We start from the raw sequence: 22,963 nt of genomic DNA, 5'->3' as shown, positions 1-22,963 counted from the left end.
GCTTAACAAAATGAACATCTTTTGGCCGTATGTCATGCGGCTGAAGGATGTTTTTTTATATACGGATATATTTACTTTAATGATACGTTTTGTGTATTATAGATACAAAATGTATCGAAAAGAATAATTATGGAGGGATACAATGCCCAAAGCTTTGGGGGAAATGGAACATGAAAAGCTGCAATTTGTTGATACGCTAAGGGCACTGGCCATTATCGGGGTTTTGCTTGTGCATGTCAGCCAGCACGTGGACGGAATAAGCGGATGGATACAAAAGGGCTTAAATATGGGGGCTAAAGGAGTTGCTTTATTTTATCTGGCCAGCGCTTTTACGCTGTTTCTGTCTCTGAGCAGGCGTTCGCAGGACAGGAGAGAAACAACTTCGGCTTATCTGCTGCGCCGTTTTTTTCGGATTGCTCCTTTGTATTACATTATGCTCGGGATTTATTTAATGGTAAACGGGACAGGACCCCGATTTTGGTTGGGGGATCAGGATACAGTCACGATTGCTAATATCGCAGCTCATATTCTGTTTTTGAATGGTCTCAACCCGTACTGGATGAACAGTATTATCGGTGTGGAGTGGTCCATAGCTGTGGAGTGCATGTTTTATCTGTTGGTTCCTGTATTATGTAAGCTGATTCGATCGGTTCGGCATGCTGCCTGGTTTGTTTTGATTATAGTTGTGCTGAGCTTTGCGCTGAACAAAGGGTTTGCTACATATTCATGGATTAGCGATCATTTCTTGTGGGGGCATTATCTTTATTTATGGTTCCCGAATCAATTGCCTGTTTTTGCGCTCGGTATAATATTGTTTTTTCTCTGGAGGAACGAGCAGCATTGGAAAAGTATAGATCGGATCAGTGGAGGAGTACTGCTTGTTTCAGTACTATTTGCGCTTTGGGGAGGTATGACGGATTACCTCATAGGGGGAGGGCTGCTGCTGGGAGCGTATGCTTTGTATTACTGGCAGCCGGGATGGATGCTTAATCGGGTATGGTCATGGATCGGCCGTCTCAGCTACAGCATGTATTTGACGCATATGCTGGTTCTTGGTCTGATCACTCAAATGAATTTCCCCTTTGCCCCAATCGTCAACCTCATCATGATGTTCATGATGACGCTGCTATTAACGGCTGGGCTATCCTGGCTTACCTACTTGTGGATTGAGCAGCCTGGTATCCTTTTGGGGAAAAAACTTGTTTCCCGTATGAAGCCTGTGCGTCCTCAGGGAGATTCCGTCAAGGAAAGTATGGCTTAAGCCATAACTTGAGACTGCATCGGATAAGCTGGTGACCTCTGTGGCTTTTACATTCTTTATCAGGGTGATCCCCCTGAGGAACTGCTTAAATGAGTATCACTCTAAAATAGAAAAAAATAATACATAAAGCTGCTGCCTGGCAGCTTCTTTTTTATGTCTAAAAAATGATGTCCAAAAAAAATCAGGCGCTCCATGAGAGAAGCGCCCGAATGGGAGAGGAGAAACCGGACGAAGAGCTTATGGGGAAACGTAAGTCTTCTCCGCGGTTGTCTACGACATTGGTTGAATGCCGATATCCTAATGATGCCCAGGTAACGGTTTTTTATACCTGCCCTATCCTACGTTTTTCAAACGGCGGTGCTTGTGGTACGATAACGACATAATCTTTATATGGTTATGAACACATATAGAAAATAGGTGAGTTTCAGCGTGAGAGTGGTATCGGGTAGTGCCAAAGGAAGGCCGTTAAAGGCAGTTCCCGGCACAGGGACGCGGCCGACTACGGATAAGGTCAAGGAAGCGCTATTTAGCATGATAGGTCCTTATTTTGATGGGGGAGTCGCACTTGATCTGTTCGCTGGCAGCGGTGGCCTGGGCATAGAGGCGCTTAGCCGGGGGATGGACAAGGCTGTTTTTATTGATATGGAATCGAAAAGCATTGATGTCATTAAAGAAAATTTGCGAAAAACCGGCTTGGCAGAACAAGCTGAAGTGTTCCGCAACGATGCCGGAAGAGCGCTCAAGGCGCTCGCCAAACGTGGCGTTTTTTTTGATGCTGTTTTTCTCGACCCGCCCTATCGTCTCAAACACGGAGATGAATTGATGAGCCGTATGGCTGAATTGAACTTGCTTCGTTCAGGTGCTGTCATCGTGCTGGAATATGAATCCGGCCATACCTATCCGGAAAGCTTCGGGCCGTTCGAGCAGGTCAAAAAAACAGTCTATGGCGAAACGGCGTTATCCATCTATCAATTTACTGCGGATGCTTTGTCAGGCGCCGAAGTGTATACAGAAGCCGGAATGATCGAATCCGGCATCACCGAATCAGACGGGGAGGACCATCATGATTAAGCTTAAACCACGTATTGCCGTATATCCAGGGACTTTTGATCCCGTGACGATGGGGCATCAGGATATTATTCAAAGAGCGGCCAAACAATTTGATCTGCTGATTGTCGCGGTCCTTAACAATATTAGTAAAAATCCGCTGTTCTCTCTTGAGGAGCGAATGGAGCTATTGCGAACCGTAACCCGCGATATTCCCAACATTGAGGTCGACAGCTTCCGCGATCTGACAGCCAATTATGTGCGTCAAAAAGGAGCTCAGGTCATTGTTAGAGGGATACGGTCGGTGACAGATTTTGAATATGAACTGCAATTGGCTTCTACAAATCATAAGCTGAACCCGGATGCGGAAACGATCTTTATGATGACCAATCCGGTCTATTCATACCTGAGCTCCAGTATGGTGAAGGAAATTGCCCATTTTGAGGGCGAGGTCGTAGATTTGGTTGCCCCTGAGGTCGAAGCCGCACTGCGCTCCAAGGTCAATGCGAAGCGCGGCGGCTCCACCATGAAGTCATAAAGGAAATAACCAGCAGTACAAGCACAATGGCAGCCAGCAGGGAGGCAGACATGATGGTCAGCTGCCAGGGATATATAGACACACCCTCCAATTGTGTTAAAAGAGTAGTGCCTTCTGTCATGACAGAGTGTGTGGTTGAGTCATATCCGTTTTCTGCAAAAAAGGAAGCTGAACTGTCGTTGATGTAAGCCGGAATCGTATTGCTGGCTATACGATGAAGAGGTGTCCACGCCGCCAAAGTAAGCGCAAAGGCGATGACCCCGTGAAGCACGCGCGCCAGGGTGAAGGTGATGCCTTTGTCGGATGGTCTGGTGACGGCGGTAATTTGGAACCAGCCGCATAAGCCGCCCCAGCCCAACACAGCGCTGATCAGCGCCACTTGTGTGCGCAGATCGTACGGCAAACGGCTGATTTCATAGGAGCCCAGATGGATTTCCATCCAGGCGGGCCATATAAACGAATATGCTCCTTGGCCTGAATAAATGGATATTAGCCGAATCAGAACGGAAAAGAAAATTATAAAGCCACCTGTTACCATAAGCGTCTGCACAGCGTGAGACACGGTTTCGCCCAGCAGTTTTCCGATACTGCGGCCGTCCCGTTCTCTGGCAGAGCGTGTAGCATCCCATGGGGATTGAATCAGGGTGGCGGAAGTACGGGAAACAGAAGTGCGCCGAAAGGCTGCCGGCGTTTCCCGTTTTTGCGGTTCCTCTGACGCTGCCGGCAGTCTGGCAATGATCCAGCCTGCCAGCAGCCCGGAGATCCAGTGAACAGCAAGCAATATTCCGCCTGCCGCAGCATTGTGCAGCAATCCTATTCCGATGACGAGCAGGATGGTGATTGGATTGCAGAAGTGGGCGATGGCTGTCAGTCGTCGAAGCTGAAGCCTGGTCATGTCCTCCCGCTGCGCCCATTGGCGAACCGCCTCCGCAGCTGCCGGGAATCCGGCGGTCAGGCCCAGAGCCAGCACCCAGCCGCTTCGTCCAGGCAGCCGGAACCAGTAGCGCATGAATGGCTCCAGCAGGACACCCAGCCCATGGACGAGACCAAAGGCGACGAGCATTTCAGATAACATTAAAAAAGGGAGCATAGCCGGGAAAATAATAGTCCACCATAGCTTAAGCCCTTGGACAGAGGCTTGAAACACCTCTTCTGGTGAGGTGACAACAGCCAATACGAGCAGGATGGCTCCAAGGCCAAGCAGCAGGGTTGTCCAATAGGGAGTGGTATGGGCTTCCTTTTGCATCAAAGGGTTCACCTCTTATCAATACGTTGTCGTAACAATGTATGCTTTTCCAACAGGCTTGAGAACAGACAGGCAAGCAGAGTTGATGTGCGGAAAATAGTAAAATCAGGGTGCAAGGGGGAGAAATGATGAAGCGAATCAGCCGGAAAAGTGCTCTTTTTTTAATCGGTTATGTCTTGATGCTGACCGCCGTGGTTTATGTGCTGGTCTACATGCCAACCCCTTATCTAATCTATGGACCAGGCGGGGCAAACGAGATCAAGCCGATGGTCACGGTCCGTGAAGGTGATCGCGATGAACGGGGGACCTTTATGATGACGACAGTTGCGGCACGTTATGCCAATGTCATCATGCTGGCCTTGTCCAAGCTGGATAGCAATTCGGAGATTCAGCGCAAGGAGGATCGTCTGCACGGAAGAAGTGAGGACGAATATGCGGCAGAACAGGTCTGGTATATGGGGGATTCCCAGTCGTCTGCCATGGAGGCTGCCTACACCCGCGCACATGTACCGTATCGGATTGTACCGGATTATGTATATGTGTTTAAGGTCCCCCGAACAAATAGCGTGTTTGAGCCCGGAGATGAAATTTTGGAGTTGAACGGTACGAGGCTGGCCAATAATAACTCGATTCGGCGTGCTTTGGAGCATGAGCAGGCGGGGACAAAAGTCAAAGTAAAGCTCAAGCGCAATGGCAAGCTGCTGACGGTGCAAGCTCCGTTAACGACCATTACGGACAGCGAGACGGGCAAACAACGCCCCGGCTTTGGCGTCAGCATTGCCACTGTGCAAAAAGTAGAGCCAAAGGATGGACGTCAAACCATTCATTTTTCATCCACAGATGTTGGCGGACCTTCGGCCGGCTTAATGTTCACGCTGGAAATTTATAACCAGTTGACACCAGGCGACTTGAGTAAGGGATACCGGATCGCCGGTACGGGTACTATTGATAAGGACGGTCAGGTGGGGGCGATCGGTGGTGCAAAGTATAAAATTGTCGCCGCTGACCGTCAGGGGGCAGAATTGTTTTTCGTCCCGGTGGATAATTATAAAGAAGCCAAGGCCAAAGCAGATCAAATCGGAACCCGGATGAAGGTTGTTCCGGTTCGCAAACTTGGCGATGCACTGGGCTATCTGGAAAAGCTGCCCATCAAACCATAACAGGCGGCCGCAAGTAATCGGCATACATTTCGCGGATGGCAGGACGCGGCATCCCGGTTGCGTGTATGGCGGCAGCGGCCGTATCCCAGTCTAGATGGGGGTGTGATCCGGCGGTTGGCTTAACCCAGACCGGAAGGGCTGCTGTCTGCTTCATCCGCGCCAGTAATTCGCGTCCGAACGCGTTGAAGCCGAGCACACGGATATAACCGGGCCCTTTTGCCAGCTCAGCCGGGGTCATATCGGCTTTGGCATGATTCAGCAAAATATGTGCGAACATACGCTGAAGCTTCGTGCGGGTATATCGCCTTGTCTTGACGGCGGCAAGCAATGCCTCGACCGAGGGCTGGGGCAGCGTGTACAGGGATTGCCGCAGCCGATGCTCCAGCCCTTCGGTGACCTCATGCAGCTCCGCCAGCTGCTGCGGGCTGCGCGCGATCAGGGCGTTCAGCAGCGGCTGGCTGAACGCTTCCCATTGCAGCGGCGCGCGCCCGGCTTGCCACTCGCGCCGCAAAATTTCCAGCGTCGCCGCAGGTACATACGGCGACGCGGCCTCCGGCCCGCCGTCTTGCAGCAGACGGCGGATGGCTGTGGCGCTGGCGATGCCCCCGTCCGCGGGGGCTGCAGCTTCATGGTAGCCCGATCCGGTGCGGACTACCGTAAAGGGCTGAATGGAGCTGCCCAGCCGTTCCAGCGCAATCAGGTAATGCAGCCCGAGCGTATTGTTGGGCTGCTGCATAAGGGCGGCGAGCGCTGCGACGTCCGCTCCTTCGGCCACAAGCGCGGCTGCGGCGCCCGCATAGGCGGAGGGATAGCTTGCGCCACTGCGCAGGCGCTGTGCGATGCCGGCCTTTAACTCGGCCGGCTCTGCCGCCAGCACGCGGGCTAGCGCGCGCAGCGGAGCGATGTCTCCGCTCTCGCTGCCGAAGCAGAGCGCGTCGACGACGCCCGTGGCGCGGAGCAGGGCGACCGCCCCGTGGGCAAACCATTCTGCCGGCTGGACGGCATAGGCCACAGGCAGCTCCAAAACCAGGTCCACGCCCATGGCGAGTGACATTTCGGCGCGGGACCATTTGTCCGTAATCGCGGGTTCACCCCGCTGGAGGAAAGGACCGCTCATCACGGCTACCGTACGATCTGCTCCAGTGATGCGCAGAGACTCCTTCCAGTGATGAACATGTCCGTTATGCAGCGGATTATACTCTACAATAACTCCAAGTGTTTTCAAGACGGGATGTCGCTCCTTTTTATAGCTGATCCAGTAGCTGCTCTGAAAATAAGGGCCATGATCGGCAGCGAATACTTTTTTCAGGGAGCTACGTTGCTTTTTATTATTGGATTGAACAAGGGCGTTGAGACCTGAGCTCAAAAGCTTTATACTCGCATTATTGTACACGAAGAGTGGAGCGGGTACGAATACTTACAACTACATGGTTCATACAGTGTATTTTGCTTCTGCCTAAAACTTGCTGTACCATTGGAAGGCCAATGGATTTGGCTGGGGTGTAAAGTGAAAGGTGTTGACAAACGACTCGATCAGTCGGTATAATAATTTTTGTTTGTTTGGAGTGATAGTGATGCAACTATTTTTTCGCAAAGTAGCAGCAAGTGACGGTCCGTTGTCTATCCGTGAATCTCTTGATGTGAGTGAATTGGTGGATGACCGTGCTGATGTTACGGCTGTTTCCCCGCTGGAGACTGATTTGGTCGCCGTTAGTCTGGGTCAAGGCTCGATGAGCGTGGAAGGCACGCTGGCCGCAGGGCTGGACATGCTGTGCTCCCGCTGTCTGAATCCGATGCATGAGGATTTGAAGATCGAATTCCGTGAACGGTTCAAGCAGACCTTTTCAAGCAATGAAGAGGAAGATGAAGATGGCGAATTTATCGCAGTGACAGAGGATTCCTTTGACATTGCACCGTATTGCAAAGAACTGTTTGTATTGAATGTGCCGTTTGCGCCTGTGTGCAGCGAGGACTGCCAGGGGATCACACCAGCAGCCGGGCAAAACTGGAGCATCGGCTCTGACGACAGTGATAATGGCGATACAGATAAGATTGATCCGCGTCTGGCAGGACTTAAGGATTTTTTTAAATGAGAATTGGGTTCAATTCTGAAAAAATCATCATCCGTTGGTATGGGAGAGCTACAGTCTCATGTGTGGATATTGCAGGTCTTGATTCACCGGCTGTGAGGTAACTGCTTCCGGCAAGTTATCCTCAGTCTTGAATGAGATAAGAAGTCACACCCGTTATACGGGGTTGATCTGGTTAAGGAGGTGGGAATAATGGCAGTACCTCAACGGAGAACATCCAAAACTCGTCGCGACAAACGTCGTACTCACTTTAAACTGGCAGTACCAGGTATGGTGAAATGCTCCGAATGCGGCGAATTGAAACTTGCTCACCATGTGTGCAAAGTTTGCGGAACGTACAAAGCTAGAGAGATCATCTCTCAATAATTTCCGATAAGCGGATTCTTTGGAATCCTCGCAGGGAAAGTGGTGCTTCACTCCAGTGAGGCACCACTTTTTTTATTTGCATGCTTTCTTTTTATGTCAGCATGCTATATACTGTTTTAGTACCAGGTTCTAAGAAAGAAGGGCTAAAGGGGTTCCTTTATACATACAAGTTGACAAATCGGCTCAAAGCTTTCATCGTTAGAACGTGAAGCAGCCAGGAGTAGGCTGAACGGCAGTTTTTTGCAGGAAAGTTTATTGTAGGGAAGGAGGCGTCACCGACATCGAACGTTTGCCGAAGAGACAGAGACAGCAGCGGCTGACTCAATTAATTGATGAGAATCCGTTCGTGACGGATCAGGAATTGACGAGACAGCTGAAGGTAAGCATTCAGACGATTCGGCTGGACCGGATGGAGCTGGGAATCCCTGAGTTGCGGGAGCGTTTGAAACTGATGGCTGAGCGCTCCTATGATCAGGTTCGTTCCTTGCCTTTGCATGAGGTGATCGGGGATATAGTTGATCTCCAACTGGATCGAAGCGGGATTTCCATTTTCGAAATCAAAGAGGAACACGTTTTTTCACGAACTGGCATTGCCCGGGGACATTACGTCTTTGCTCAGGCCAACTCATTGGCCGTAGCCGTGATTAATGATGAGATAGCATTGACCGCCTCAGCGGATATTCGCTTTGTCCGTCCGGTTCATTTGGGCGAAAAGTGTATTGCCAAGGCATATGTACGCTCAAATCCCAATCAAAAAGGGAAGGCCAAAGTCGAGGTGTTTGCCTACGTAGGAGAGGAAATGGTGTTCCAAGGAAACTTTGTCATTTATCGCTCCACGGAGGAAGAGTATAGCGAAGGAGGAAGTCAGCATGCGGATCGCCATTGATGCCATGGGGGGAGATCATGCTCCTGAGGCGACGGTAGAGGGTGCGCTATCTGCGGCGGCGGAATGGAAGGATACAGACATTACGCTGGTTGGTGACCGTGAACGAATTGAATCGGTTCTGAACGGCAGAACGCTGCCTGCGAATCTCGGTATTCGTCATGCATCCGAAATGATTGATGCGCAGGATGAGCCGGTAAAGGCAGTGCGGCGCAAAAAGGATGCCTCGATGGTCGTAGCCGGTCGAATGGTCAGAGAAGGCGAAGCGGATGCGATGATATCTGCAGGGAATACAGGCGCTCTAATGACCACAGGGTTGCTGGTGGTTGGGAGAATGGAAGGTATTGAACGTCCGGCTCTTGCGCCGATGATACCGACGATTGATAATCAGGGTATTCTGGCGCTGGATCTGGGAGCCAATATGGATGCCAAGCCCGAGCATCTTGCCCAGTATGCATTGATGGGGAGCTTGTATCGTCAGAAAGTTCACGGTCTGGCTTCTCCGAGGGTAGGTCTGCTGAATGTCGGGACCGAGGCCGGGAAAGGCAATGAATTGACAAAAATGGCGTTTCCGCTTATTGAGCAGTTGCCTGTTCATTTTGTCGGGAATGTTGAATCTAGAGATGTATTAACAGGAAATTGCGATGTGCTGGTGTGCGACGGATTTGCCGGAAACATCATGCTAAAATCACTGGAGGGTACGGCCGGAACGATATTTTCCCTCCTGAAAGAACAGTTCACCAAATCTCTTAAGACCAAGCTGGCAGCGGCGTTGATTATGCCGGAGCTTCGCGGTCTGAAAGATAAGCTGGATTACAAAGAGCATGGCGGAGCTCCCTTGCTGGGGCTGAGCGGGCTCGTCTTGAAAAGCCACGGTTCGTCTGACGGCATTGCCATCAAAAATGCTGTAAGACAGGCGCGTACGGCTTTGCAAAACCAGCTGGTGGAAAGTATATCTAAGGAAATTAGCAGGAAGTGAGTGACGATATGAATAAATTACGGCCGGTTGGGGTTATCGGAACGGGGAAATATGTTCCTGAGAAAATTCTGACCAATAAAGATCTGGAAGCAATCGTAGAGACAAGTGATGAATGGATCGTCAGCCGTACAGGGATACAGGAACGCCATATTGCAGCCCCAGAGCAGGCTACATCAGATTTGGCTTACGAAGCGGCGATTAAGGCGTTGAAGTCTGCTGGTATGACGGCAGAGGATTTGGATCTGATTATTGTAGCTACAATTACACCGGATATGGCATTTCCGTCAACGGCCTGTATTCTTCAGGACAAGTTGGGAGCAAAAGGTGCGGCGGCTTTTGATTTGTCTGCAGCATGCTCAGGTTTTGTATACGGGCTGGCGACGGCAACGAGCTTCATTAAAACAGGGATGTATAATAATGCGTTAATCATTGGAGTTGACTGTCTTTCCCGAATTACAGATTATACCGACCGCAATACCTGTGTTCTTTTCGGAGATGGTGCAGGAGCTGTTGTGATTGGTGAAGTACCTGAAGGAAGAGGATTTCAATCCTTTGATCTTGGTGCCGAAGGTGCGGGAGGCAGCTTGCTCAAACTGGAAGCTGGCGGTTCGCGCTTGCCTGCGAGTGCGGAAACAGTGGAAAATAGACAGCATTATATTTACATGAACGGACGCGAAGTGTTCAAGTTTGCGGTCCGTGTGATGGGAACAGCAACGGTGGATGTGCTGGAAAAAGCAGGATTGACCAAGGATGACATTGATCTGTTCGTTCCGCATCAAGCCAATATTCGCATTATCCAATCGGCGATGCAGCGTCTGGATTTGCCGGAAGAAAAGGTAGTCATTAATGTTAATAAATATGCAAATACGTCTGCAGCGTCAATCCCTCTTGCTCTGGTGGAAGCGGCAGAAGAAGGTCGTATGAAGGAAGGCGACCGGGTACTGATGGTGGGCTTTGGCGGCGGATTGACCTGGGGCGCGTCGGTTCTTGTCTGGTAAAAAAATCGGCGGATTTGATAGAATACCGAATTTCTGGTATTTTACAGAATAAGCATTGGATACAAAAGAGGTGTATACAAGATGGGTAAAACGGTATTTATCTTTCCCGGGCAAGGCTCACAAGCTGTAGGTATGGCTAAAGACGCTTATGAAGCGATTCCAGCTGCAAAAGAGATATTCCGTCAAGCGGATGAGCGGTTGGGTTTCGCGCTAAGTACATTGATTTTTGAAGGACCGGACACGGCCTTGAAGCAGACTTCAAATACGCAGCCTGCGCTGCTAACGGCGAGCATTGCGCTGCATGAAGCGTTCAAGGAGACAGGAATCCGCCCTGATTATGTGGCTGGGCACAGCCTTGGGGAATACAGTGCGCTGGTGGCTTCCGGTGTTCTCGCATTCGGGGACGCGGTTGAGATTGTACGTGCACGTGGCGAGTTCATGGAGCAGGACATACCTGATGGACAAGGCGGAATGGCTGCTGTGCTGGGAGCTGACCGTGAAGCGCTGGCAGCATTATGCCGTGATATTACGGAGGCTGGTCATCTGGTTGAACTGGCCAATATCAACTGCCCCGGACAAATCGTTGTATCCGGCACGAAGGAAGGCGTAGCTGCGGTGGCTGAACGCGTGAAGGAAGCAGGCGGCAAGCGGGCTATTACTTTGGAGGTCAGCGGTCCGTTTCACTCCTCATTGATGAAAGAAGCGGCAACCAAGCTCTCCGGCAAGCTGGAGGCTGTGACCTTCTTGGAAGCTCAAGTTCCGGTTGTGGCGAATGTAACGGCAAAACCTGTGCATGAGGGTAGCGAAATTCGCCAGCTGCTGGTGGATCAGGTCTATTCCCCGGTGCTATGGGAAGACAGTGTGGCATGGCTGCTGGAACAGGGAGTTGACACCTTTATTGAGTTCGGACCTGGAAGTGTTTTAACCGGATTGGTTAAAAAAATCGACAAAACGGTTAAGCTGTATAATATAAACAGCCTGGAATCGTTTGCTTCCGTAACAGAGGCCCTGGAGGCCCGCTAAAAGCAACAGTAGTTGCCTATCATACTTGCAAGGAGGTACTATGATGTCTAAGCCATTAAGTGGAAAAACGGCGCTGGTTACTGGAGCATCGCGCGGAATTGGCCGTAGTATCGCGTTGGCGCTGGCCGAAGCAGGCGCTAATGTGGCGGTAAATTATGCTGGCAACGAAGCGGCTGCGGCTGAGGTAGCAGAGCAGATTCGGGCCAAGGGCGTGGAGGCTATTACGGTTCAGGCTAATGTCGGTCGTGCTGATGAGGCGGATCGGTTAATCAAGGATGTTGCTGACGCTTGGGGAAAGATTGATATCCTGGTGAATAATGCTGGAATAACAAGAGATAATTTAATCATGCGTATGAAGGAAGAAGAATTCGATCAGGTGATCGAAACGAATCTGAAAGGCGTGTTTAATTGCCTCAAGGCCGTAACACGTCCTATGATGAAGCAGCGTTTCGGTCGGATCATCAATATCTCTTCCGTTGTCGGTGTCCTTGGCAATGCAGGTCAAGCAAACTATGTAGCTGCTAAAGCCGGAGTGATAGGTCTGACCAAATCCTCTGCAAAAGAGCTTGCTTCAAGAGGCATTACAGTCAACTGTGTAGCACCCGGATTCATCGATACGGACATGACGCAGGTCCTGTCTGACGATTTGCGTGATAGCATGCTTGGCGGTATTCCGCTGGCCCGTCTCGGACGGCCTGAGGAAATTGCGAACGTGGTGCTTTTCTTGGCCTCGGACGCTTCCTCATACATGACGGGCCAGACTTTGCATGTGGATGGCGGCATGTACATGTAGCGACGTGTGGCCAATCCGCATGCCGTGATGAAGAGTAAATGAATGATCACTCTCTTCTATGGCATTTTAATTGTAATTTTCGTATAATACCAAAGGAGGAGGTGAGCCGGATGTCCGATGTATTGGAGCGCGTAAAACGCATTGTCGTTGACCGTTTGGGAGCCGACGAAGCCGAAGTTACACTTGAAGCATCTTTTAAAGATGATTTAGGCGCTGATTCTCTCGATGTAGTTGAATTGGTTATGGAATTGGAAGATGAGTTTGATATGGAAATCTCTGATGAAGATGCAGAGAAAATTACAACTGTAGGTGAAGTTGTAAATTACATACAATCTCATACCTAATTCATGTCAGCAAAAGTCCCGTTCTGTCACAGGCGGGACTTTCTCCTAATTATACAGATTGAACTAAAGACGGAATTGTCGCGTTCTTTTGAGCTTGACTCAGCGTCACTTGTTCAAAGGCTAAAGATTATGTGGCATTACTAACTTTAGTTGATTCTATATTATTTTTTCGCACAAGAGCGTGCGGCTTAAAAATACAATTGCAGTAGACATTGAGGTGATTATCTTGAAACAACGGGTTGTTATAACAGGAATGGGTGTAATCACTTCGCTAGGACAGGATTTGAACACACTGTGGGATAATCTGATGGCTGGGAAGTCTGGCGTCAGTGCAATCGAATCTTTTGATACCACTGAATACCCTACGAAAATAGCCGCTTCTGTTAAGGATTTTAATCCAGAGGATTATATTGACCGTAAGGATGCACGCAAAATGGACCGTTTTGTACAGTTTGCGGTTGCAGCCAGTAAAATGGCGCTTAAAGACAGCGGAATTGTTATCGGAGAAAATGCGGAAGCTGATCGTGTTGGCGTATCTGTAGGCTCCGGTATTGGCGGATTGGGTACTTGGGAGGATCAGCATCATACATTAATTGAAAAGGGACCTAAACGCGTAAGCCCTTTCTTTATCCCGATGATGATTGCCAATATGGGCTCTGGTCAAGTGTCCATTACACTCGGTGCCAAAGGACCTAATGCATCGCCAGTAACGGCTTGTGCTACAGGCAGCCATGCCATTGGTGATTCCTTTCGTATAATTCAGCGTGGTGATGCTGACGTCATGATCTGCGGCGGAGCTGAGGCAACGATTCGTCCGATCGGCATGGCTGGATTCTGCTCTATGCGGGCGATGTCCACACGTAACGATGAGCCAGAGAAGGCAAGTCGTCCTTTTGATACGGATAGAGACGGATTCGTGATGGGTGAAGGCTCTGGTGTTCTGATCCTGGAATCGCTGGATCATGCTCTGAAGCGTGGTGCCCGCATTTACGGCGAAGTGATTGGCTACGGTTTGTCAGGCGATGCCCATCATATGACAGAGCCTGATCCGGAGGGTGCGGCGCGCTGTATCAGAATGGCAATCCGCGATGCCGGATTGAATCCTGAAGAAATTGATTATATCAATGCACACGGTACATCAACTCCAGTCGGTGATAAATCGGAGACAGAAGCAGTCAAGAAAACGCTTGGAGAGCATGCTTATAAGGTAGCAATCAGCTCAACCAAATCGATGACAGGGCACCTGTTGGGTGCAGCAGGCGGCGTTGAAGCCGTAATCTGTAGTCTTGCTCTTCAGCATCAGACGATTCCGCCGACGATCAATCTGGACAACCAGGATCCGGAATGCGATCTTGATTATGTGCCTAACCAGCCAAGAAAAGCGGAACTGAATGTGGTCATGTCCAATTCCTTTGGTTTTGGCGGTCACAATGCTACGATTATTCTAAAAAAATATGAAGCGTAAGGGGTCAGTCCGTTGAGTGGAGATTTGAAGCAATTACAGCAGAAACTTCATATTCAATTCAACAACCGGCAGCTTCTGAAGCAGGCCTTTACGCACGCTTCCTACGTAAACGAACATCGGTTTAGCCAGCATGCAGACAATGAGCGGCTTGAATTTTTAGGTGACGCTGTTCTGGAGCTGACTGTATCCGAGCATTTGTACAATCAGTACCCTAACCGGCCCGAAGGCGAACTGACCAAGCTGCGTGCAGCTATTGTCTGCGAGCCTTCTCTGGTGAAGTTTGCTGTCGGGCTTGAGTTCGGGCAATATGTACTGCTTGGAAAAGGTGAAGAGCTGACGGGTGGGCGCACTCGTCCAGCTTTGCTCGCTGACGTATTCGAAGCGTTCGTAGGCGCGCTTTATTTGGATCAGGGCCTGGAGGCCGTCCGGTCGTTTCTGGAACGTTATATTTTTCCTCAAATTGTGTTAAACGGTAAGCTCCAGATGAGCGATTTCAAAACAGAGCTTCAGGAATTAACGCAGCATCACAACATGGGGATGCTTGAGTACAGGATTGTGGAGGAGCGCGGACCTGCCCATGAGCGCGAGTTTGTAGCCGAGGTATATATGGACAGCGAACGGCTGGGGGCAGGGACAGGACGCTCCAAAAAAGAAGCTGAGCAGCAAGCGGCGGCGGTAGCTTTAAACCGTTTGAAGCTGGAGGAATCGTAATCGGTACCTGAGCGGCCCGGACGGGCTTGCGCGAGCAGGGGACACAAAGTAAGAGCAAAGGGCAGTCCGCGGGGGAGTCCCGGTCCGCAAGGGCGAATGGACTGCGTTTTGCTCTTTTTTCGTGGTTTGGTTACTGTGGCGTTGAACGTAGGTGCCGCGCTTTATCCAAGGGATTCTTATGCTACAATAGGGATAATTCATGTCTATCAGATAAACGGTGTTGTACAAGCATATTTGAAATGTTAGAGGTGAGATTGAGCATGTTTTTAAAGCGCATTGAGCTGGCGGGCTTCAAATCGTTTGCAGATAAAACGGAAATGGAATTTGTCCGCGGCATTACAGCTGTCGTTGGCCCCAACGGAAGCGGAAAAAGCAATATTTCCGACGGTATTCGCTGGGTGCTGGGCGAACAGAGCGCCAAATCACTGCGTGGCGGCAAAATGGAGGATATTATTTTTGCTGGCAGCGACGCTCGCAAGGCCGTCAATTATGGTGAAGTATCGCTTACGCTGGATAATGAAGATCAGGCGCTGCCTCTGGATTTTGGTGAGGTCACGGTAACTCGCCGTGTCCACCGAAGTGGTGATAGTGAATATTTCATTAACCGACAATCATGCAGACTCCGGGATATTACCGAGCTGTTTATGGATACAGGTATTGGTAAAGAAGCTTATTCGATTATCGGACAGGGGCGTATTGAAGAGATTTTGAGTACCCGCTCCGAGGATCGCCGAGGTATTTTTGAGGAAGCATCAGGTATCGTAAAATATAAATCGCGCAAAAAAGAGGCGGTTCGAAAGCTCGACGAAACGGAACAGAATTTGCTGCGTATTCATGATTTGGTGAGTGAGCTGGAGGATCAAATCGGACCGCTTAAGGAGCAATCCGAGAAAGCGATTCATTACAAAGAGCTGCGTGGAGAACTGAAAGCAAAAGAGATATCGATGTACGTCCATCAAATCGAACAGATTCACACTTCGTGGACCGATGCAACCTCCAAGCTGGCTCTACTGCAGCAAGAGCAGCTTCAGCTCTCTACAGTGGTATCTCGTCATGATGCGATGCTGGAAAGCGATCGCAATGAGCTCCGCCAGCTAGAGGAGCAAGTCGAGCACTTGCAGAATGATTTGCTGCAGTACAGTGAAAATACAGAAAAGAGCGAAGGCTACGTTGAATTGCTGAAAGAGCGCACACGCAATCTGGAGGCTAACCGGGAACAACTGATATTATCACTCAGCACGAGTGAAACAAGGCATTCTGAGCGCAAAGATGAACTGGATCAGCTGAATGAAAAGCTGTCTGTGTTAATCGTAGAGCTTGAAGAGCTGCGTGCGCGGCTATCTGATGAAGAGGCCAAGCTGATCGGTGTTACAGACGGGATCAGTCAGGAGCAGGAGGAAAGTCTTAAAGGCAACCTGCTGGAGCTCATGAATCAGATGGCACAGGCGCGCAACGAAATCCGTTATACTGACCAGCAGAAGGAAGCGCTGGAGCGGCGCGTGACACGTGTAAGTGATGAATCCGGGAAATGGGAAGCACAAAAAGCTGAGCTGGAACAGCGCAAAAAGGGACTGGAAGTCGCCATTCAAAAGCTGGGACAGGAAATTAGCAGCCTACGCAATGGATATATACAGGGAAGTGAAAAGTATCATGCACTGCAAAAGCTGGCGGAAGAAAGCCAAGGCACCATTCGTAAATGGGAGCAAAAGCGCGAGGCTCAAATTTCACGGCGAGATACGATGAAGGAGATGCAGGATGACTTTGACGGCTTTATGCTCGGGGTCAAGGAAGTTTTAAAGGCTGCACGGAAACAGACCCTGCACGGTGTGCACGGAGCGGTGGCGGAGCTGATTCGGGTGCCTGAGCATTTGGAGCAGGCAATGGAAACTGCTTTGGGTGCTTCGGTACAGCATATCGTCATGGAAAATGAAGCGGTATCCAGACAGGCGATCAGCTTTTTGAAGCAGCGCCAATTGGGTAGAGCTACATTTTTGCCTATGGATGTCATTCGTCCCCGTCAGCTTGGTACCGGAGAGCGTCAAATTGCGGAAAGTGCCGAGGGCTTTGTCGGAATCGGTGCGGACCTCGTTCAGTATGATGATCGCTATGCCGGAATTGTAGGGAGTCTCCTGGGAAATGTGGTGATTGCCCGCACACTGGAGGATGCGAATCGTATTGCGGCCCGCTGCCAATACCGATATCGTGTCGTGACGCTGGAAGGCGACGTCGTCAATGCAGGCGGCTCCATGACTGGTGGAAGCCAGTTTAAGAAAAATGCCAATCTGCTGGGACGTAAACGCCAGTTGGATCAGCTGGACCAAGACATTTTGGATACGGAACAGCAAATTGCGAGGCTGCGTCAGAGCGCGGTGGATACCAAACGCCAATTGGAGGAGACTCAGGTTCGTTTGGATGAGCTCCGCCAGGCTGGAGATGTGAAGCGTGGCGAAGAGCAGCAGATGGCCATGGAGCTCAAACAGCTGGAGCATGAGCTGCGTCATGTGCAGGAGCAGGTGGCTGCGTCGGGTCAGGAGAAAAAGGGCTTCGACCAAGAGATAAAAGAGCTGGAAGCTGCACGTGAAGAAGCGTTGGCAAAGCTGGCTGCACTGGAAGAGGAAGAGAAAAAGACCCATCAAGCTATCCAGGCTGCCCAATTTGCTCGTAAAGCCAACGAATCTGCCAAAGAACAGCTGCAGGGAGAGCTTACCAATCTTAAGGTTAGGGAAGGCAAGCTGGAGCAGGAGCGCTTTTCATTGGAAGAGCAGCTGCGCAGATTGCGTGGAGACTATGATACCCTCGGCAAGGATTCGAGACAAAACAAGACCTTGCTTGCTTCCATCGAAGCTGATCTGCTGACCAATGAGCAGGAAAGCGTAAAGCAGATTGAAAATCTCAATCAATACCGATTGAAAAAGGAAGAAGCCTCGCAGCAGCTGGAATTCAAGCGGGCTGCACGCAGCAGCTTGTCCAAAAAGCTGGAAATGGCCGAGAATGAGACCAAAGAGCAGCGAATTCAGCTTAAATCGGTAGAAGAGCAGCTGCGCCAAACGGAAATTGGAGTAAACCGGCTTGATGTAGAGCTGGGAAACATTCTCAAAAAGTTAAGTGATGATTACGAACTCAGCTATGAGCTGGCCAAGCAGCGCTATCCGGTACCGGAAGATATTGAAGGCACACAGGCCGAGGTGCAAAAGCTCAAACGCGGTATTTCCGAACTGGGTGAGGTGAACCTGGGTGCTATTGAAGAATACCAGCGTGTACATGAACGTTATACGTTTCTCGATGAGCAAAAGTCTGATTTGGTGGAGGCTAAAACCACGCTCTATCAGGTTATTCGTGAGATGGATGATGAAATGTCCAAACGCTTCAAATTCACGTTCGATGCCATTCGTCGTGAATTCGGTACGGTGTTCTCCAAGCTGTTCGGAGGCGGACGTGCTGATCTGGTGCTGCTTGACCCGGAACGCTTGCTGGAGACGGGAATTGACATCGTAGCTCAGCCGCCAGGCAAAAAACTGCAGAACTTGCAGTTGCTGTCAGGTGGTGAGCGGGCGTTAACGGCGATGGCGCTGCTGTTTGCCATTTTACATGTGAAGCCTGTTCCATTCTGTGTGCTGGATGAAGTCGAGGCTGCATTAGATGAAGCCAACGTAGTGCGTTTTGCCCAGTATTTGCGGGAGTTTTCGGAGCAGACACAGTTCATAGTAGTTACACACCGTAAGGGAACAATGGAAGAAGCTGACGTGCTGTATGGGGTTACGATGGAGGAAGGCGGGGTTTCCAAACTCGTCTCTGTCAAGCTGGATGATGATGAAGCTGAAATTGCTTGATATATGAAATTGCCTGATATAAAAAGAACATACTTTCAGATCAACGGAGGGAATCTATGAGCTTCTTTAGAAAATTAAAGGAAAGTATTGCGAGCAAAACGGAATCCGTTACAAAACAGTTCAGGGACGGGTTGGAAAAAACAAGAAAAGGCTTTGTTGAAAAAGTAACGGATTTGATGATTCGCCGCAAAAAGATCGACGAGGAGTTTTATGAGGAGCTGGAAGAAATTCTGATCGGAGCGGATGTAGGTGTCAATACGGTGATGAACCTGATTGATGATCTGCGGGCAGAAGTGAAAAAACGCAAGATCGAGGACGCATCCGAGCTTCAGCCTGTATTGTCGGAAAAGCTGTCCGAACTGCTGCGGGGGAATGACAACAATCAGCTCCAAATGAGCTCTAACGGGATTACAGTCATTCTATTTGTCGGGGTTAATGGTGTCGGCAAAACAACAACGATCGGCAAGTTGGCTCACCGTTTTAAACAAGAGGGTAAAAAAGTGATGCTTGCTGCCGGAGATACATTCCGTGCAGGGGCGATTGAACAGCTGGAGGTATGGGGCCAACGTGCAGGTGTAGAGGTCATTAAGCAGCAATCCGGCTCCGATCCGGCTGCGGTCATGTATGATGCGGTACAGGCAGCCAAGCAGCGTCAAGTAGATGTTTTGCTGTGTGATACTGCAGGACGTCTTCAGAATAAAAGCAATCTGATGGAGGAACTGAACAAAATTTTCCGTGTTATCAAGCGTGAAATTCCGGACGCTCCTCATGAAGTACTGCTGGTACTTGATGCCACGACCGGACAAAATGCACTGAACCAGGCCAAGCTGTTTGGAGAGAAAAGCGGGGTAACCGGGCTGGTATTGACGAAGTTGGATGGTACGGCAAAGGGCGGGATTGTTGTGGCAATCCGTCAAGAACTGAATTTGCCGGTTAAACTGGTAGGCCTAGGTGAAAAAATGGAAGACCTTCAGCCGTTTGATTCTGAGCAGTTCGTCCATGCACTGTTTGCAGGCCTGATTCAGGAAGAGGCTGGCGAAGGAGCTGCTGACGGCGAGGAAGAACTACACTGATTCAGGCCTGCGCAGGACTTACCGTAAAGTTCGACAATCCTCTGGATCATATGGCCTTATAAAGGTTTGGTCTAAGTTGGATCGTGTTTGCTGTCCAAGATCATAGAGCGATATAATGAGAGCAACGGGTCTATCGATGCCAGAGATATTTTTCGTGTATACCAAATTTACAGAAAGCCAGGTGAAGAACCGATGGTGAACACCTATACTTATTCCCGGCGGGAAGAAGTGGCCAACGCAGTTACACATGGAATTGGCGTCGTTTTAAGCGTAGCGGCGCTTGTGCTGCTCATTGTTTTTGCCAGTATAAAAGGGACTGCTTGGCATGTCGTCAGCTTTACGATTTACGGGATTACGATGCTATTGTTGTACACCAATTCCACATTGCTTCATAGCCTGCGTGAAGGGAAAGCGAAGGACTTGTTCGAAATATTCGACCATTCCTGCATTTACCTGTTCATTGCAGGAACCTACACCCCGTTTCTGCTCGTTGCATTGCGAGGAATTTTGGGCTGGACGTTGTTTGGGGTAATCTGGGGAATCGCTTTGGCCGGTGTGCTGTTCAAGGCGTTCTTCACCAAACGCTTTCTGTTCATGTCTACCGTGTTTTATGTTGTGATGGGCTGGCTTATCATCATTGCGTGGAATCCTCTAATGACAGTGGTGCCAGCCGGCGGGATGATGTTATTGTTCGTGGGCGGTATCATGTATACGTTGGGCACGATCTTTTATGTGTGGCGGGCATTTCCGTATCATCATGCGGTCTGGCATCTGTTTGTTTTGGCAGGCAGCATACTTCATTTTCTCGCTATTTTACTGTATCTTACTCCAGTCAGAGTATAAGAAACAGATGGCAAAAGTCGATCCGTACTTCCGTTTAAGGGCTGTGGATCGGCTTTTTTTGTATGACAAGGGATAACGCTTGACATCTTCTTTTCTTTTATGTATGATAAGGAACGTTGAAAAGAACTGTAAAGTGTTTTTCCTTGACGATGGAGGTATAGGTGATGAGTCAGGAGAATCGGCTGGAAAAGACGAACCGGATAAACCGACTGTTTGACTTTTATGAACCTCTGCTTACGAAGAAGCAACAGATGTTTTTGAAATATTACTTCCATGATGATTTTTCACTGGGAGAAATTGCTTCGGAATTTGAAATTAGCCGTCAGGCAGTGTATGAACATATTAAACGTGCTGAACAAGTACTGGAAATGTATGAGGAAAAGCTTGGATTGCTCAGTAAGCATGAACGCAGAGTCCAAGATTTAAAAGAACTGGATACGGCTTTGCATGAGGCATTCGGTAAGATGGGCGAAGCTCATGAAGGCACTGTGCAGCATGTTCATCAAATTGTAAATCGCCTGCAGGAATTGTAGGTCTTATAGATTAGTATATAAATATCCTTAGTAGACAAGGAGGTGCGAAAGTATGGCATTTGAAGGATTATCGACACGCTTGCAAAATGTATTCAGCAAATTGCGCGGCAAAGGCAAAGTGTCTGAGGATGATGTAGCTCAGGCAATGCGTGAAGTGCGTTTGGCTTTGCTTGAAGCGGACGTTAACTTCAAGGTTGTAAAGGACTTTATTGCCAAGGTGAAAGAGAAATCCGTTGGTAAGGAAGTCATGGATAGCTTTACCCCGGGCATGGTCATTATCGACATCGTGAACAAGGAACTGACCGAGTTGATGGGTGGCAGCCAGGCCAAGCTTGCCAAGGCCAACAAGCCGCCTACGGTCATTATGATGGTGGGTCTGCAAGGCGCAGGTAAAACGACCACGTCCGGTAAACTGGCGAAGCTCCTGCAAAAGCAGAATCATCGCCCGTTGCTGGTAGCTGGTGATATTTATAGACCGGCTGCGATCAAGCAGCTCCAGATTCTTGGGGAGCAGATCAAGGCTCCTGTATTTACACTCGGAGATCAGACAAGCCCGGTGGAGATTGCAAAGCAGGGCTTGCAGCACGCCAAGGATAATGGCAATGATTACGTTATTATCGATACCGCCGGCCGTCTGCACGTTGATGAAGAGCTTATGGAAGAGCTTCGCCAGATTCATGCAAATGTCAATCCGGACGAAGTTTTGCTGGTTGTCGACAGCATGACGGGTCAGGACGCGGTTAACGTTGCTGAACACTTTAACAGCAGCCTGGAGCTGACAGGGGTCGTATTGACAAAGCTTGATGGCGATACCCGTGGCGGTGCGGCTCTGTCGGTCAAGGCTGTGACGGGATGTCCGATCAAGTTTGCTACGCTGGGTGAAAAGCTGGATGCCATGGAGCCGTTCCATCCAGAACGAATGGCTTCACGGATTTTGGGCATGGGCGACATGTTGTCCCTGATTGAAAAAGCGCAATCCAATATCGACGCTGACAAGGCGAAGGAAATGGAACGGAAAATGCGCAATGCCGAGTTCACTTTCGAGGATTTTCTGGATCAGATGGATCAGGTTAAAAAGCTGGGTCCGATCGATCAGATTCTTGATATGATTCCCGGTATGGGCAACATGAAGCAAATGAAAGATGTCAAAGTGGATGATAAACAGATGGGCCGTATTGAGGCTATCGTTCATTCAATGACTACACAGGAAAAGCAAAACCCGGACATGATTAATCATAGTCGCCGCAAACGGATTGCTGCTGGCAGCGGGACATCGCTGGCTGAGGTAAACCGCCTGATTAAGCAATTCGACGAAATGCGCCGTATGATGAAGCAATTCTCGGATATGATGGGGCCTAAGGGTGGTAAAAACAAGGCTCTTAAGCAGTTGAAGAATATGGGCAAAGGCTTGAAGTTTCCATTCCGTTAAGGTTCTGAGGCTTTAGGAATGATGGATAACAATCTATAGTCTATTTTTTGAAGGAGGTGAATTTTCGTGGCAGTTCGTATTCGTCTGAAACGTATGGGTGCACATAAAGCTCCTTTCTATCGCGTCGTGGTATCTGATTCCCGTTCCCCGCGTGACGGTCGTTTTATCGAAGAAATCGGTTACTACAACCCTATCGCAGTACCAGCGGTTGTAAAAATTGATGAAGATAAAGCGCTGAAATGGTTGCAAGATGGTGCACAAGCATCCGACACAGTTCGCAACTTGCTTAGCAAAGCGGGCGTGATGAAAAAGTTTCATGAGCTTAGACAACAGAAATAAGGTGCTGATGCG

Annotated in this window: 23 protein-coding genes; 21 read left to right on the top strand and 2 right to left on the bottom strand. The window is 49.5% G+C overall.

Annotated features, from left to right (window positions below; all coding sequences use genetic code 11):
* The first annotated feature begins 142 nt into the window (after window positions 1–142).
* The 4 genes from JO375_RS19120 to coaD all read left to right on the top strand — a co-directional run bounded on the left by JO375_RS19120 (window position 143) and on the right by coaD (window position 2,846).
* A complete protein-coding gene (locus tag JO375_RS19120; protein ID WP_229525959.1) occupies window positions 143–1,261 on the top strand; it encodes an acyltransferase family protein in 1,119 nt (372 codons plus the stop codon).
* A gap of 164 nt (window positions 1,262–1,425) precedes the next feature.
* Complete coding sequence (locus JO375_RS19115) at window positions 1,426–1,644, top strand: hypothetical protein (protein WP_229525958.1); 219 nt, start codon at window positions 1,426–1,428, stop codon at window positions 1,642–1,644.
* A gap of 46 nt (window positions 1,645–1,690) precedes the next feature.
* Complete coding sequence (rsmD, locus tag JO375_RS19110) at window positions 1,691–2,332, top strand: 16S rRNA (guanine(966)-N(2))-methyltransferase RsmD (protein ID WP_229525957.1); 642 nt, start codon at window positions 1,691–1,693, stop codon at window positions 2,330–2,332.
* Entirely contained in the window at window positions 2,325–2,846 is a 522-nt protein-coding gene (coaD, locus tag JO375_RS19105; RefSeq protein WP_229525956.1) for a pantetheine-phosphate adenylyltransferase, read from the top strand. Before rsmD ends, coaD begins: the two co-directional genes overlap by 8 nt.
* Here coaD and JO375_RS19100 read toward each other — a convergent pair.
* Window positions 2,809–4,092, bottom strand: coding sequence for a nucleoside recognition domain-containing protein (locus JO375_RS19100; protein ID WP_229525955.1), 1,284 nt, complete (start codon window positions 4,090–4,092; stop codon window positions 2,809–2,811). The two genes, coaD and JO375_RS19100, sit on opposite strands and share 38 nt — an antisense overlap.
* A gap of 128 nt (window positions 4,093–4,220) precedes the next feature.
* On the opposite strand from JO375_RS19100, the gene JO375_RS19095 reads away from it, so the two are divergent.
* Window positions 4,221–5,252 (top strand): SepM family pheromone-processing serine protease, encoded by a 1,032-nt coding sequence (locus JO375_RS19095; RefSeq protein WP_229525954.1) that lies wholly within the window; start codon window positions 4,221–4,223, stop codon window positions 5,250–5,252.
* Here the strand turns inward: JO375_RS19095 and JO375_RS19090 are convergent.
* Window positions 5,242–6,477 (bottom strand): nucleotidyltransferase, encoded by a 1,236-nt coding sequence (locus tag JO375_RS19090; protein ID WP_229526878.1) that lies wholly within the window; start codon window positions 6,475–6,477, stop codon window positions 5,242–5,244. The genes JO375_RS19095 and JO375_RS19090 overlap by 11 nt on opposite strands.
* A gap of 349 nt (window positions 6,478–6,826) precedes the next feature.
* Between JO375_RS19090 and JO375_RS19085 the strand changes: the two genes are divergently transcribed.
* The 16 genes from JO375_RS19085 to rpsP all read left to right on the top strand — a co-directional run bounded on the left by JO375_RS19085 (window position 6,827) and on the right by rpsP (window position 22,951).
* On the top strand, window positions 6,827–7,345 hold the full coding sequence (locus JO375_RS19085; RefSeq protein WP_229525953.1) for a YceD family protein: 519 nt from the start codon (window positions 6,827–6,829) through the stop codon (window positions 7,343–7,345).
* 189 nt (window positions 7,346–7,534) lie between these two features.
* The gene (gene rpmF / locus JO375_RS19080) at window positions 7,535–7,708 is read left to right on the top strand and encodes a 50S ribosomal protein L32 (protein ID WP_007429979.1); all 174 of its coding nucleotides are present in this window, start codon (window positions 7,535–7,537) and stop codon (window positions 7,706–7,708) included.
* Window positions 7,709–7,997: 289 nt separating this feature from the next.
* Window positions 7,998–8,594 carry a transcription factor FapR gene (gene fapR / locus JO375_RS19075; RefSeq protein WP_229525952.1) on the top strand — a complete coding sequence of 199 codons (597 nt, stop codon included), beginning with the start codon at window positions 7,998–8,000 and terminating at the stop codon, window positions 8,592–8,594.
* Window positions 8,578–9,570: a phosphate acyltransferase PlsX gene (gene plsX, locus JO375_RS19070; RefSeq protein ID WP_229525951.1), complete on the top strand. Its 993-nt coding sequence runs from the start codon at window positions 8,578–8,580 to the stop codon at window positions 9,568–9,570. Before fapR ends, plsX begins: the two co-directional genes overlap by 17 nt.
* A gap of 8 nt (window positions 9,571–9,578) precedes the next feature.
* Window positions 9,579–10,568: a beta-ketoacyl-ACP synthase III gene (locus tag JO375_RS19065; RefSeq protein WP_229525950.1), complete on the top strand. Its 990-nt coding sequence runs from the start codon at window positions 9,579–9,581 to the stop codon at window positions 10,566–10,568.
* Between the two features lie 81 nt (window positions 10,569–10,649).
* Window positions 10,650–11,591 (top strand): ACP S-malonyltransferase, encoded by a 942-nt coding sequence (gene fabD / locus JO375_RS19060; RefSeq protein ID WP_229525949.1) that lies wholly within the window; start codon window positions 10,650–10,652, stop codon window positions 11,589–11,591.
* Window positions 11,592–11,634: 43 nt separating this feature from the next.
* Window positions 11,635–12,384 (top strand): 3-oxoacyl-[acyl-carrier-protein] reductase, encoded by a 750-nt coding sequence (gene fabG, locus JO375_RS19055; RefSeq protein WP_229525948.1) that lies wholly within the window; start codon window positions 11,635–11,637, stop codon window positions 12,382–12,384.
* A 110-nt stretch (window positions 12,385–12,494) separates the two neighbouring features.
* Window positions 12,495–12,728, top strand: coding sequence for an acyl carrier protein (gene acpP, locus JO375_RS19050; protein WP_025334828.1), 234 nt, complete (start codon window positions 12,495–12,497; stop codon window positions 12,726–12,728).
* Between the two features lie 226 nt (window positions 12,729–12,954).
* A complete protein-coding gene (gene fabF / locus JO375_RS19045; RefSeq protein WP_229525947.1) occupies window positions 12,955–14,193 on the top strand; it encodes a beta-ketoacyl-ACP synthase II in 1,239 nt (412 codons plus the stop codon).
* 12 nt (window positions 14,194–14,205) lie between these two features.
* A complete protein-coding gene (gene rnc / locus JO375_RS19040) occupies window positions 14,206–14,904 on the top strand; it encodes a ribonuclease III (RefSeq protein WP_229525946.1) in 699 nt (232 codons plus the stop codon).
* 260 nt (window positions 14,905–15,164) lie between these two features.
* Complete coding sequence (gene smc / locus JO375_RS19035; RefSeq protein ID WP_229525945.1) at window positions 15,165–18,734, top strand: chromosome segregation protein SMC; 3,570 nt, start codon at window positions 15,165–15,167, stop codon at window positions 18,732–18,734.
* A 56-nt stretch (window positions 18,735–18,790) separates the two neighbouring features.
* Window positions 18,791–19,807 (top strand): signal recognition particle-docking protein FtsY, encoded by a 1,017-nt coding sequence (gene ftsY, locus JO375_RS19030; RefSeq protein WP_229525944.1) that lies wholly within the window; start codon window positions 18,791–18,793, stop codon window positions 19,805–19,807.
* Window positions 19,808–19,999: 192 nt separating this feature from the next.
* Complete coding sequence (trhA, locus tag JO375_RS19025; RefSeq protein WP_229525943.1) at window positions 20,000–20,650, top strand: PAQR family membrane homeostasis protein TrhA; 651 nt, start codon at window positions 20,000–20,002, stop codon at window positions 20,648–20,650.
* Between the two features lie 164 nt (window positions 20,651–20,814).
* On the top strand, window positions 20,815–21,183 hold the full coding sequence (locus JO375_RS19020) for a putative DNA-binding protein (protein WP_229525942.1): 369 nt from the start codon (window positions 20,815–20,817) through the stop codon (window positions 21,181–21,183).
* A 52-nt stretch (window positions 21,184–21,235) separates the two neighbouring features.
* Entirely contained in the window at window positions 21,236–22,612 is a 1,377-nt protein-coding gene (ffh, locus tag JO375_RS19015; RefSeq protein WP_229525941.1) for a signal recognition particle protein, read from the top strand.
* Window positions 22,613–22,678: 66 nt separating this feature from the next.
* Window positions 22,679–22,951 carry a 30S ribosomal protein S16 gene (gene rpsP, locus JO375_RS19010; RefSeq protein WP_229525940.1) on the top strand — a complete coding sequence of 91 codons (273 nt, stop codon included), beginning with the start codon at window positions 22,679–22,681 and terminating at the stop codon, window positions 22,949–22,951.
* Window positions 22,952–22,963: the final 12 nt, after the last annotated feature.

Origin of the sequence: Paenibacillus farraposensis (genome assembly GCF_020736845.1) — a bacterium.
GTDB classification, from domain to species: Bacteria; Bacillota; Bacilli; order Paenibacillales; family Paenibacillaceae; genus Paenibacillus; species Paenibacillus farraposensis.
The sequence above is the reverse complement of the archived record's forward strand: the minus strand, read 5'-3'. Positions and strand labels throughout refer to the sequence as shown.

What these genes read in the sequence shown, in the direction of transcription:
- JO375_RS19120 (WP_229525959.1), top strand. Translation starts at nt 143, where the DNA reads ATGCCCAAAGCTTTGGGGGAAATGGAACATGAAAAGCTGCAATTTGTT.
- JO375_RS19115 (WP_229525958.1), top strand. Translation starts at nt 1,426, where the DNA reads ATGATGTCCAAAAAAAATCAGGCGCTCCATGAGAGAAGCGCCCGAATG.
- coaD (WP_229525956.1), top strand. Translation starts at nt 2,325, where the DNA reads ATGATTAAGCTTAAACCACGTATTGCCGTATATCCAGGGACTTTTGAT.
- JO375_RS19100 (WP_229525955.1), bottom strand. Translation starts at nt 4,092, where the DNA reads ATGCAAAAGGAAGCCCATACCACTCCCTATTGGACAACCCTGCTGCTT.
- JO375_RS19095 (WP_229525954.1), top strand. Translation starts at nt 4,221, where the DNA reads ATGAAGCGAATCAGCCGGAAAAGTGCTCTTTTTTTAATCGGTTATGTC.
- JO375_RS19085 (WP_229525953.1), top strand. Translation starts at nt 6,827, where the DNA reads ATGCAACTATTTTTTCGCAAAGTAGCAGCAAGTGACGGTCCGTTGTCT.
- rpmF (WP_007429979.1), top strand. Translation starts at nt 7,535, where the DNA reads ATGGCAGTACCTCAACGGAGAACATCCAAAACTCGTCGCGACAAACGT.
- plsX (WP_229525951.1), top strand. Translation starts at nt 8,578, where the DNA reads ATGCGGATCGCCATTGATGCCATGGGGGGAGATCATGCTCCTGAGGCG.
- JO375_RS19065 (WP_229525950.1), top strand. Translation starts at nt 9,579, where the DNA reads ATGAATAAATTACGGCCGGTTGGGGTTATCGGAACGGGGAAATATGTT.
- fabD (WP_229525949.1), top strand. Translation starts at nt 10,650, where the DNA reads ATGGGTAAAACGGTATTTATCTTTCCCGGGCAAGGCTCACAAGCTGTA.
- fabG (WP_229525948.1), top strand. Translation starts at nt 11,635, where the DNA reads ATGTCTAAGCCATTAAGTGGAAAAACGGCGCTGGTTACTGGAGCATCG.
- acpP (WP_025334828.1), top strand. Translation starts at nt 12,495, where the DNA reads ATGTCCGATGTATTGGAGCGCGTAAAACGCATTGTCGTTGACCGTTTG.
- smc (WP_229525945.1), top strand. Translation starts at nt 15,165, where the DNA reads ATGTTTTTAAAGCGCATTGAGCTGGCGGGCTTCAAATCGTTTGCAGAT.
- ftsY (WP_229525944.1), top strand. Translation starts at nt 18,791, where the DNA reads ATGAGCTTCTTTAGAAAATTAAAGGAAAGTATTGCGAGCAAAACGGAA.
- trhA (WP_229525943.1), top strand. Translation starts at nt 20,000, where the DNA reads ATGGTGAACACCTATACTTATTCCCGGCGGGAAGAAGTGGCCAACGCA.
- JO375_RS19020 (WP_229525942.1), top strand. Translation starts at nt 20,815, where the DNA reads ATGAGTCAGGAGAATCGGCTGGAAAAGACGAACCGGATAAACCGACTG.
- ffh (WP_229525941.1), top strand. Translation starts at nt 21,236, where the DNA reads ATGGCATTTGAAGGATTATCGACACGCTTGCAAAATGTATTCAGCAAA.